The 10,623-nt window shown below is 61.9% G+C and carries 9 protein-coding genes; 4 read left to right on the plus strand and 5 right to left on the minus strand.

Features of this window, described 5'->3' with window-relative positions:
- Nucleotides 1-152: 152 nt before the first annotated feature.
- The gene (locus tag NW840_RS09975) at nucleotides 153-962 is read left to right on the plus strand and encodes a DUF3598 family protein (protein ID WP_414343986.1); all 810 of its coding nucleotides are present in this window, start codon (nucleotides 153-155) and stop codon (nucleotides 960-962) included.
- Here NW840_RS09975 and NW840_RS09980 read toward each other — a convergent pair.
- The 5 genes from NW840_RS09980 to NW840_RS10000 all read right to left on the minus strand — a co-directional run bounded on the left by NW840_RS09980 (nucleotide 928) and on the right by NW840_RS10000 (nucleotide 7,410).
- Complete coding sequence (locus tag NW840_RS09980) at nucleotides 928-1,734, minus strand: alpha/beta hydrolase (RefSeq protein ID WP_414343989.1); 807 nt, start codon at nucleotides 1,732-1,734, stop codon at nucleotides 928-930. The two genes, NW840_RS09975 and NW840_RS09980, sit on opposite strands and share 35 nt — an antisense overlap.
- Before the next feature lie 42 nt (nucleotides 1,735-1,776).
- Nucleotides 1,777-2,550: a ZIP family metal transporter gene (locus NW840_RS09985; RefSeq protein ID WP_414343991.1), complete on the minus strand. Its 774-nt coding sequence runs from the start codon at nucleotides 2,548-2,550 to the stop codon at nucleotides 1,777-1,779.
- A 484-nt stretch (nucleotides 2,551-3,034) separates the two neighbouring features.
- Nucleotides 3,035-4,042, minus strand: coding sequence for an aspartate-semialdehyde dehydrogenase (locus tag NW840_RS09990; RefSeq protein WP_414343993.1), 1,008 nt, complete (start codon nucleotides 4,040-4,042; stop codon nucleotides 3,035-3,037).
- Entirely contained in the window at nucleotides 4,021-5,202 is a 1,182-nt protein-coding gene (gene aroB, locus NW840_RS09995) for a 3-dehydroquinate synthase (RefSeq protein ID WP_414343996.1), read from the minus strand. Before aroB ends, NW840_RS09990 begins: the two co-directional genes overlap by 22 nt.
- A 99-nt stretch (nucleotides 5,203-5,301) precedes the next feature.
- Nucleotides 5,302-7,410 carry a tetratricopeptide repeat protein gene (locus NW840_RS10000; RefSeq protein ID WP_414343998.1) on the minus strand — a complete coding sequence of 703 codons (2,109 nt, stop codon included), beginning with the start codon at nucleotides 7,408-7,410 and terminating at the stop codon, nucleotides 5,302-5,304.
- Between the two features lie 214 nt (nucleotides 7,411-7,624).
- Between NW840_RS10000 and NW840_RS10005 the strand changes: the two genes are divergently transcribed.
- The 3 genes from NW840_RS10005 to NW840_RS10015 are packed head-to-tail and all read left to right on the plus strand — an operon-like array spanning nucleotide 7,625 to nucleotide 10,249.
- On the plus strand, nucleotides 7,625-9,211 hold the full coding sequence (locus NW840_RS10005) for a hypothetical protein (protein ID WP_414344000.1): 1,587 nt from the start codon (nucleotides 7,625-7,627) through the stop codon (nucleotides 9,209-9,211).
- Nucleotides 9,212-9,239: 28 nt separating this feature from the next.
- Complete coding sequence (locus tag NW840_RS10010; protein ID WP_414344002.1) at nucleotides 9,240-9,662, plus strand: thioesterase family protein; 423 nt, start codon at nucleotides 9,240-9,242, stop codon at nucleotides 9,660-9,662.
- Nucleotides 9,641-10,249: a hypothetical protein gene (locus NW840_RS10015; RefSeq protein ID WP_414344004.1), complete on the plus strand. Its 609-nt coding sequence runs from the start codon at nucleotides 9,641-9,643 to the stop codon at nucleotides 10,247-10,249. The genes NW840_RS10010 and NW840_RS10015 overlap by 22 nt, the downstream gene beginning before the upstream one ends.
- Nucleotides 10,250-10,623 lie beyond the last annotated feature (374 nt).

Genomic DNA, 10,623 nt, shown 5'->3' on the forward strand with positions numbered 1-10,623 from the left:
TGGCTTGCCAACTGCAGGGCTGCCGAAAGCCCGCCCTGTACTGCGAAGCAGTCAGGGTCGGGTAGTTTACTAAAATGCCACCTCGGAGCTTCTTCCCCATAGGTCTTGCTCTCCAGCGTTACGTCCTCACAATCTTAGCTTCACATTGCTTCATGAAAACCCAAAAACAATGTCTGGCTCTCCACCTGGGAGTGTGGCACGGCCTCTTCTCCAACTATCGACCCACCGCCGGCGGCTGGGAGCTGGGGGGCCAAAAGCGCAGCCTCATCACCTTTGAGGCCTTGGCTCCATCCTCTTCTTCAGGAAGTCCGGCGGCAGGGAGCGCGATCCGCCAAACCAACGCCTACTACCCCCTACAGGGATCCCCCACTCCAGAAAGCTGCCACAGTTGGGTTTACCAAGACTTCTCTCCTGGATTGCGGTTTTTCCCCGATGGATCTTTTTCCAATGGGCGGCTGCAGCTGGCGCCGTTTAGTGATTTTGCCGTCGAGCAGGGCTTTCTCTGGGGGGATCGCAAGGCGCGGCTGGTGCAACAGTGGGATGCCCAAGGTCGTCTGGTAGAGGTAACCGCGATCCTGGAGCGGCGCGGCCAAGCTTTGGATCCCGTTGCAGACTGTGCACCCCTGAGCAGAGAGCAGCTGAGAGCCTGCCTCCAGGGGAGATGGCGGGGGATCGCCCAGAGCTTTGCGGTTGCCGAGGGCCGGTTTGCCGAAACCGAGGTGGACTGCTCGGGGGCAGAGTGGTTGAGCAACTGGGATCCCTTGCCGGGAGGGCTGTGGATTGGCGGGCCGGATCCCTTGCCCATCCCTACCGCCCACCGGGATCGCAGCTTTTCGGTGAGCCTGAGCTGGTTTCCGCAGTCGGAAGACTGCCATTGTCTCTTGCGTTTGATCCGGGACTACGATGCCCGCGGTGCTTGGCAGCGGGTTACGCTGATCCGGGCGCAGAAGGATCCTGGTTGAGGAAGGCGCAAACCTGGGCAAACACCGTTTCCCGCTCGCAGTCCAAAGTGAGGATGTGGTCGGAGTGCTCCAGCCAAGACAAGATCTTCTCCTCGGATCCCAGCTCTTGATAGAGCCACGCTGCCTGTTCAGGATCCACTACTGTATCTTGGCGGGATTGCAGGATCAGGGTGGGAACCCGGATGCTGGCCACTTCCCCCTTGACCCGCTCGATGAGCTCGAGGGCGCTGCGCACTGCCGACAGATTGAAGCTGCGAAAATAGGCTACCTTTTCCGCCAAAGCGCGGACATCCCCGTCCCGAATGGGCAGATGGAAGCGGGGGACATCCTCCAACAACCACCCCAGGCTGTTCAGGTACTGCTCTGGGCGAAAAAGATAGTACCAGCGGTGGCGAATGGCGAAAAATGGCGCCAGCAGCACCAATTTGTAAACAGGATGGGCAAAAGCCAGGTGCAAAGCCAGCAGACAGCCGGTGGAAAAGCCCACCAAGGAAACGCGGGGATACTCCTGCTGCAAAGCCAGATAATGCTCCAAAGCCCGCCCGTACCACTCCGTCCAGCGGGAAGGGGGCATGTGGGCAGACCGGCGGTCGTGTAAGCGATGCGGAGCACTGTCATGGCCGGGATAGTTAAACCCCTGCACCGTCAGGCCAGCCGCCAACAGCCGCTCTGCCAGCCATTGCAACTCGTAAACACCGCCCCCCAATCCATGTAGCAGCAGACAGGCGTGTTCCCCTGCTCCTCGCCACAAAAAGGGTTCGTTACTCAACATAAAAAAATAAAACTCCGTTCCACTTCGCGACAGGATCCCTTGCTAGCCCAAGGTGATATCCAGCAACATCATCACCACAAACCCACTGATGACCCCAAAGGTGCCCTCCCGCTCCAACCCCTGCCGGTGCGACTCAGGGATGATCTCATCGGAAATGACAAACAACATCGCCCCCGCCGCAAAAGCCATGCCCCAGGGTAGTAGGGGCTGCGCCAGAGAGACCACCGTTGCTCCCAGGATGCCGCCGATGGGCTCCACCAGTCCGGTCAGCAAGGCGATGCCAAAAGCGAACAGCCGCGAGTACCCCTGGCCCACCAGTGACAAAGCCACCACCAGCCCTTCTGGCATGTTCTGCAAGCCGATCCCCAGCGCCAGCGCCAACCCATCGCCGACTTGGCCGGTAGCGAAACCCACCCCCACCGCCAAGCCTTCCGGGAAATTGTGCAGGGCGATGGCAATGATGAACAGCCAAATCCGCTTCAAATGGGCGCGGTTCTCCCCTTCCACCCCTTTGAAAAAGTGCTCGTGGGGAAAAAAGCGGTGGGCACTCTCCAGGAAGATCGCCCCCAACAACAGGCCTGCCACCATCACCACAGCCGCCCCAAATGGGGAATACCCCAGCGCTATGGCTGCCTCGGTGCCCGGCACCAGCAGGGAAAAAGAGGTGGCCGCCAACATCACCCCACCCCCAAACCCCAGCAGGATCCCTTGTACCCTTTCGGAGAGCGAGGGAAGAAAAAGGGCCGGCAAAGCCCCCAGCCCCGTCGCCAACCCGGCGATCAAGCTGGCCAGGGATCCCATCGCGATTGGATGCACAAGATCCTCCTTACCAAGCCAAATGCTTTTCAATTTTTCCCTTTTTTTGCCTGCCTGGGAAACCCTCCACCAGCTCTTTTTCCTCGACGGCTGAAAATGACTCTCTGGCTGCTTAGCCTAGGGATCCTGAAGCTGCCAAGCAGTATAAACCTAGGTGTCAGTGCTTCTCATCACTCCCAACAAGCTGGTTTCGAGGCTAAGCTTTCTCTAGTCGAGCGGCCACTCCTCCTGCGGAAAACAACCTGTCAGTGTGTTTAGGTGGCGATAGTGAGGAAAAAGCAATAAAGCAATTGCAACCCTTGTAACTCTAAGTCTGGGCGGAGTTTGCTTAGGGCTAGCCGGCTGCGGTGGCGGCAGAAGCGGTGGGACGATAGTGCCTACACCGACACCTACGCTGACTCCAACACCTACGCCGACTCCGACACCCACGGATGATGAGATGGGTGATGATGATGAGATGGGTGATGATGAGTGATGTAGGGAATTAGTCCTTCAAAAGCAGCTCGGCAATTTGAAGGGCGTTGAGGGCCGCACCTTTGCGGATTTGATCCCCGCATAGCCACAGCTCCAGGGCCTTGGGCTCGGAGATGTCCTGGCGGATGCGGCCCACCGCCACTTCATCCCTGCCGGCCACGTCGATGGGCATGGGAAAGCGGTTCTGCTGCCAATCTTCAATGAGCACCACCCCAGGGGCCTGGGCCAGGATTTGCCGGGCTTTTTCCACAGGGAAGGGCTGTTCAAACTCCAGGTTGAGGGCCTCGGCGTGGGTACGTAGCACCGGCACCCGCACACAGGTAGCTGTCAGCCGCAGGTTGGGGGATCCCATAATCTTGCGGGATTCGTTGACCATTTTCATCTCTTCCTGGCAGTAGCCGTTCTCTTGCAGGGGGCTGTTGTGGAGGAAGAGGTTGAAGGCAATGGGGTAAGGGAACACCTGGGGCTGCAACGGCTGCCCCTGGAGGTAGGCGCGGGTTTGCTCTTGCAGCTCCACCATGGCGCGGGCCCCGGCCCCACTGGCCGATTGATAGGTGGCGGCCACCACGCGGCGCAGGGGGATGTGGCGATGCAGGGGGTAGATGGCCACGCACATTAGGATGGTGGTGCAGTTGGGATTGGCAATGATCCCTTGGTGACGGAAGGCTTCCTGGGGGTTGACCTCCGGCACCACCAGCGGAACATTGGGATCCAGGCGAAAGGCGCTGGAGTTGTCAATCAGCACCGCCCCCGCCTCGACGATGGTTCTGGCCCAGGTTTTGGAAACACTTGCTCCGGCAGAGGCCAGCACCAGATCCATGCCTCGAAAGGCCGCTTCTGAAACCGGCTCAACCGGGATCCGCTCCCCCTTGAAGGTCAAATAAGTGCCCGCTGAACGGGGCGAGGCCAAAAGCTTGAGGTCGGCTACAGGAAAGTGGCGCTCTTCCAATAGCGTCAGCAGCTCCGTCCCTACTGCTCCTGTGGCCCCCAAGATGGCTACCCGTTGTTGCCGTGCCATGCTTTCTTGTCCTTAGGTTTTCCTAATTCTAGGGTTCCAGAGGTGGCTGTAATCGAGGCCAAAGCAGCCTGCACCTCTGCCAGCTCGACTTGATCGGTCAGCTCGGCCTGGCCGATGCGGCGGGGCAGAACGAAGCGAATCCGCCCCTGTTTGACTTTCTTGTCGGCCTGCATTGCCTGCAGCACTGCCTCCCAAGGGATCCCGGCCGGCCACCGGCTGGGCAGTCCTGCTTTTTCAATGAGGCGTTGTTGCCGTTCGGCTTCAGCAGCGCTCCACCACCCCAGGCGGCGGGCGATCTCCCCGGCAGCTACCATGCCGATGGCGACAGCTTCTCCGTGCAGATAGCGGCGGTAGTGGGTGGCCGTTTCCAGGGCATGGCCGAGGGTATGGCCGTAGTTCAAGATGGCCCGCAGGCCCGCTTCTTTTTCGTCCTGCTGCACTACCCAGGCTTTGCACTCGGCACAGCGGCGCAGCAGGTAGTGCAAGTCTGCGGGAGTAAAGTCGGTATAGCGGCTCAGTTGGGGTCGATCTTCCAAAAACTCAAATAGGTCGGCAGCCTGAATCACGCCATATTTGATCACTTCCGCTAGGGCTGAGGTAAACTCCCGCTGGGGCAGAGTTTTCAGCACCGTCGGGTCAATCCACACCAGGCGCGGCTGATAAAACGCCCCGATCAAGTTTTTCCCCTGGGGATGGTTGACGCCGGTCTTGCCGCCGATGGCCGCATCCACCATCGCCAAGAGGGAGGTGGGCACCTGCACAAAAGGGATCCCGCGCAGCCAGGTGGCGGCAGCAAACCCCACTATGTCGCCAATGACCCCCCCTCCTAGAGCCACCAAGGTGGAGGAGCGCTCCAGGCCAAAGGCTAGGGCGGCGTCGTAGATCTTGGCCACCGAGCGCAGGGTTTTGTAGCGTTCGCCGGCAGGCAATAGGCAGAGGCGGGCGGCAAACCCCGCTTGTTGCAGCCCCTGCAGCAACTTCTCGGCAAAGTGTTTGGCAATGCCGGGATGGCTCACCACCAGAGCCTTGCCGGAAAGCCCTCTAGCTCGCATTTGGGATCCCAGCTGGATGAGGCTGTGGCCAGGGGAGCCTTCGGCAGACTGGAGGAGAATATCGTAGGAGCTGTGGGGAAGCTTGACAGGGATCAGATAGGGATCCATGCGTGTCGGTCCTGGGGGGCGGGATCCAGTGTGGCATGTTCTGCTCCCGTCTGCCTGCTGCAGGCATTGTCCTTGGGGTCTGAAAGCCCAGGGGTCCTGCTAGGGGTTGGGGTCAACTGGCTGCGGCTCCGACTGGGGAGTGAGGGTTTCCAAATCCGGCAGAGCTGTTCCCGCCGGCGAGGCCGAGTCTTCTTGGGCCAAATCCTGCAGGGCGGCTTGGGCCGGCTGAAATTGCGGATCCAGCTCCAGACAGCGCTGCAAGCTGGCTTGGGCGGCTGCTCGCTGGCCGGCCCGCAGTTGAATCAGCCCTAGGGTATGCCAAAAGGCGGGCCGCTGGGGATCCAGGTGCGTGGCCTGTTGGGCGTCTGCCAGGGCAGGTTCCAGCTTCCCCAATTTCAAGGCTTCCCAGGCGCGGTTGTTGAGGGCCACAGCATCTTCTGGGGTGAGCTGCAAAACCCGCGAGTAGGCTTGCACAGCTTGTTCGGGATCCCTCAGCTCGCTGTAGATCAACCCCAGGGCAAACCAGCCCCAGGGATCCCGTTCGTTGAGGCGGAGCATCTGCTGGCAGGCGGCACGGGCTTCTTCCAGCCGGCCCAGACGCCGCAGGCTGGTGATCTGGCCAAACCAGCAGGCAGAACTGCCGGGACGCTGCTGCACCAAGCGCTGGAAATGCCGTAGGCTGGCCTCATATTGCCCCAGCTCCTGCTGGGCCATTGCCAGGGCATAGCGGGCTGGAAAGTGCTCCGGCTTGATCTTGAGGGCTTCCTCGAAGTGGATACAGGCTTCTTTCAGGTAGCCCAATTTCTGGAAGGCTACACCGCGGGCGTACCAGCTTTTGTAGTTGTCGGCATCGTAGCGCAGGGCGCGTTCTAGGGCCTTGCTGGCCAGCCGATACTGCCCCAAGCGCAGCAGGGCCACCCCCAAGTTGTGCAGGGTTATGGGATCCCGGCGACGCAGCCGCAGCGAGCGCTTGTAACACTCGACAGCCGAGCGCAGCCGGTGGCAGTGGAAGAGGGCATTGCCTTGGTAGCGCCAAACCCGCGCACTTCTGGGGTTGAGCTTCAAAACCCGCGCAAAACTAGCCGCTGCCGAGCTGGGCCGCCGCAGCCGTCGCAACACGATCCCACGGGCCAGCCAGGTGCGGGGCTGCTTGGGGTTGTGGCGCAGCGCTTTGTTCAGGCTGTTCAGGGCCAGCTTAGACCGCTTCAGTTGCAGCAGGCGGATGCCGCGGTTATGCCAGGCCAGAGCATCTTCCGGGTTGCTCTCCAGCACCTTGTCGTAGTTAACCACCGCCGACTTGTACTGCCCCAGGCGCCCCAGAATCAGGGCCAGGCGCAGCCGGGTTTCTTCGTCGTAGGGGTTGATGCTCAGGGATCCGTTGTAGCTGTCCACCGCCTCGCGGTAGCGGGCCAGCTGCACCAGCACATCCCCACGGCGGCTCCAAGCCAGGGCGAAGTTGGGATCCATGTTCAGAGCCCGGTCGTAGGCGGCCAGGGCTTCCGTCAGGTTGCCGCGGCGACGCCAGTCTTCCCCCCGCTCGAATTGGATGTCGGCACTGTTCCACTGAAACAGCCGCTGAATGAACTGCAGAATGGCAATCTGACGTGCCCCTTCTTCTGGCGTGGCGGAGGGGGTTTCGCCCGTGGCAATGCGCAGGATGGCCATCTGGATGGCCCGCAAAAAGGCCTGAAATCCCCGCACCTCTTCATCTTCCAGGGACTCTTTCCCCTCACGGCGACGGTATTGCAGCCGGAACCGCTGCAGATCCCCGGGGGCAGGGAAGCTGGGATCCAAAAAGTGCATTAGCTCCAAGGCGCGGTACTCAAACAGCACCGGATCCTCTTCTGAGCCAGTAAAATCCAGCAGGGGCGCCTCTTCCAGGGGGCGGGGTAGCTCAGTGGGGGTGTGCAGCAGCGTCAGCAGGCGCTGGTTTTGTCGTGCCGGGGCATGGGGAAACCCGCTGTACAGCTCATCCCTTGGCCAGGGATCGGCAACAAACTCTGGAGAGGCCACCACTCCCACCCAGCGGCATTGTTCGATGGCCAGTTGCAGCTCCAGCTTGCGGTTATCCCCCGGCTGCAGCATCCAGCGGTCAAACCAGACTTTGAAACCCTCGCGATCCAGCCGCTCCGCCAGTTGACGCGCCCACCGGGCTTGCTCTCGGTGGTAGCGTAAGAAAAGGTCGAACTTGTAATGCTCTGAAGACATGAACGCCCGCTCGCTGCTCTTCTCCAGCTTATCTTTGCGTTATCGCCACGCGACGCTTTCACAAACGCAAACGCACTAGCGGTGCGGGGCACTGCCCTCCACCGAGTCTGGGGCAAGGAGTAAACCTTATCCCTACGCGACGCTTCTGCGAATGGCGATGATGAGCGGACAACGATAGGCGATAGTTGGTGCAGGGCTTGAAAGGAGGGAGCACATGCTGGGCGGAGTTTTGGCGATTGCGGCCGCGATTGGCTTGGTGGTCTTGCTGTTGGAAGCGATTCGATATCGCCGCTGGGGATCCGTTCGCCGCTGGCAACCGGCAGTGGGGCTGGGCTTGGTGGCCTTGGCGGCGCTGGGGTGCTGGCTGGGTCAGTTGCCGGATCTGATCCCCCTGGCTTTGTTGTTGGGGGGCCTGGTGGGGGTGGGTTTACTGGGGTTGAGTGGCTGCGGTCGGGCCGGGCAAGGGCTGGTGGTGCTGTTGCTCAGTTTGGCGGCCTGGCAAAGTCTGGCTATCGGCTCCCCCAGTCGCATCGGCATTGCGGAGCAGCATGGAATGCTCTTTCTATGGGGCTGCGGCCTGGGGATGGGCTTGGTGGGGATCCCTTTGCTGGGGGTCTTGGCCGCAGCGGAAGCCCTGTCGTTGCTGATGGCGCTGGGCCAGGGGTGGAGCGGCATTGCCGCCATAACCTGGGGATCTCGCCTGCTGGAGATGGGATCCCAGCCGGATCTCCCTTGGCAGGTGCTGTTGCCGGTGGGGCTGGCCGCCCTCAGCTTGGTGGCAGGCACTGTGCCGCTCTTGACCGCCTCAGAAGACTCCCCCGGGCTGCTGTCGGCAGTGGGGCATGGGGTGGGGTGGCTGGTGGCGTTGGCGCTGGCCTTGGCCTTGACCCGCAACGGCCTATACCAGGATCCCTTCTGGGCCTTGCTCTACGGGGTGGGGGTGCTGCTCTCGTGGGCCTTGCTTGCCTTGGAAAACCAGATGGGACAGGGGATCCCCGCGCCGGCAGGGGAACCTGCTGGCGTCAGCGGGCCGGAGGCTTCAGCCGGTCGCGTCAGCGTTGCCGAGCAACAAGGATGGCTGCTCTGGCAGGCCTGCGTGGGCCTAACGCTGGTGGGGGGAGGAGCGCTGCTGGCGCTGCGATTGGGGGGATCCTACGGGGCGGCCCTCTTGGGGCTGGGATGTCTGGCTTTTCCCAGCCGTTGGGGGGCCATGGCCGCTTTGTTTTTGTCGGCCCGCCCTCTGCTGCAAAACCTGTTGCACCAGTTCAACCTGCAGGTTGCCGGGATCGACCTCACCCAGCCCTATGTGTCGGCGGCGCTGTACCTGGGAATGGCGGCCATGGCGCTGGCGGCGCTCATTCACTGGCTATACGGGCCAGACAAACCCCTGCAGACGGGGATCGCCCTGACGCTGGCCAGCCTGGCTCTGCCGGTGGGGGTGGGCTACTTCATTCACGCCCAGCCGCAAGCGGCCTTCCTATTGGGAGCTTTGATGACTGCTTTGATCCTGGCGGCGCTGCAGCCCATCCTCCTGCAGCAGGAGGGAAGAGGGGCGGAATCTCCAGGGATCCATTCGCGGCAGCGGGACGGAGTCCTTGGTTTGGCTCTGGCCACGCTTGCCATTCTGGGATCCAACCTCAGCCGCGATTGGACGGTAACCGGCTTCCATGCCACCCGCTGGGAACGGGCGCTGGTGCTGGCCGGGGTGGTCGGGATCCTGGCGTTGATTCTCCTGCTCTGGCAAGGCTGGAGCCTGTGGCAATCCAGGAGAATGCGCGCCCCTGCCCGCTGTTCGCGTTAGCGGTGCGGAGCACTCTGGTTGTGCGGAGATGAAACCCGTTCCCTTGGGCACCCTTGGCACCTGGCAAGGGATCCTCGGCCCAGAACAAACCGCTGAGGCTCTAGGCAACCCCGGTGTGAAGGTGATCGGATCCCCAGCTCTGTTGACGTTGATCGAGCGGTGCAGCCACACCACCTTGCAGCCCTTCTACGAGCCGGAGGAAGCGGCGGTCGGGATCCGCTTTGCCTTGGAACATCGGTCGGCAGCGGTGGCGGGGGATCCCTTGCAGGTTCGGGTCGAAGTCGTGGCCGTGGAGGGAAGACGCATTCGGTTTCAGGTGGAGATCACCCAGCAGGAGCGGCTGGTGATGCAGGGATCCTACACCTGCCTGGTGGTCGATTTGCCCCGTTTTCTGGCCCGCTATGGATTGACCGCGGAGGATCCCAGTCGGTGCTCAAGCTGTTCGCGTTAGCGGGACGGAGTCCTTTGGGATTGCTGCTGGCCGGCTTCCTGGGAACTCTCTTGTTCTGGCCTCAACGGCTCATTCTGCGCTACCGCAAACCCTGGCAGGGCCCCCTTGCCTGGATCTGGAAATGGCACGGCTGGGGGGGGTGGACTGTGCGGGGCAGCCGCCGTGGCTGGGAATGGCGTTGGGGATCCCTGCGCCTTCGCGGCCGTTGGCCGGCGCAGCGGGGAGAACGTTGCTCCCCCAGAGATTGGCCCTACCTGTGGAAGCTGGGCAAGCAGCTCCACATCCAATCTTGGCAAGGCGGCGTAGAAATTGGCTTTGCCGATCCAGCTTTGACGGGGCAATGCTTGGGACTAATCGCCGCTCTACCTCTTCCGTTGGCTCAACACCTGCGCTTGACCTTCACCCGCATCGGTTGGTACGGATGGGGATCCCTGGTGATCCGGTTGCGCGGCTGGCAGGTGCTGGGGCTGGCCTTGAAACTGGGGTGGCTCGCCCTATCGCGCCATCGGAAGGGATCCCCAGCAAAAATAGCCCATGGGACAGCTGGCGTCAGGAGCAAAGCGCTGGGGGAGGAACTGCAGCGCTGACGCGGTCAGGCCGGCTGCAGCGCCGGGCAGCAATTCAACAGAGGCATGACCTACCCGCCTCCCCCTTCGCCCTGGCCGTTGGTAGGGGTGGGGGCAGGTGCTGCAGGGATAATCGGCGGCACAATGTACTGGTGCAGGCAGCGTCGCTGCAGACAACTGCAAAACCAGATCCAAGCTTTGCAAGCTCCTGTTGTGGCGGCTCCTCGCGCTCTTCTGGCTCTTTCGGCTCCTCCTCCCGCCCTTCATCGGGGGGCAGCTCTTCTCGCCACTCTTCGGGCGGCTCCTCCCGTCGTTGCTAGACGAACTCAGCTAGAAATCGCAGGAGCCCCGCACTGTACCCGTAGGGTCAGTGTCGGGAGGAATGCGGAAGTTAT

It is taken from the genome of Synechococcus sp. R5-13 (genome assembly GCF_047462015.1).
Classification (GTDB): Bacteria; Cyanobacteriota; Cyanobacteriia; order Thermostichales; family Thermostichaceae; genus Thermostichus.

Coding starts and splice junctions, on each gene's coding strand:
- NW840_RS09990 (WP_414343993.1), bottom strand. CDS start 4,042: ATGGCACGGCAACAACGGGTAGCCATCTTGGGGGCCACAGGAGCAGTA.
- NW840_RS09975 (WP_414343986.1), top strand. CDS start 153: ATGAAAACCCAAAAACAATGTCTGGCTCTCCACCTGGGAGTGTGGCAC.
- aroB (WP_414343996.1), bottom strand. CDS start 5,202: ATGGATCCCTATCTGATCCCTGTCAAGCTTCCCCACAGCTCCTACGAT.
- NW840_RS10010 (WP_414344002.1), top strand. CDS start 9,240: ATGAAACCCGTTCCCTTGGGCACCCTTGGCACCTGGCAAGGGATCCTC.
- NW840_RS10005 (WP_414344000.1), top strand. CDS start 7,625: ATGCTGGGCGGAGTTTTGGCGATTGCGGCCGCGATTGGCTTGGTGGTC.
- NW840_RS10000 (WP_414343998.1), bottom strand. CDS start 7,410: ATGTCTTCAGAGCATTACAAGTTCGACCTTTTCTTACGCTACCACCGA.
- NW840_RS09980 (WP_414343989.1), bottom strand. CDS start 1,734: ATGTTGAGTAACGAACCCTTTTTGTGGCGAGGAGCAGGGGAACACGCC.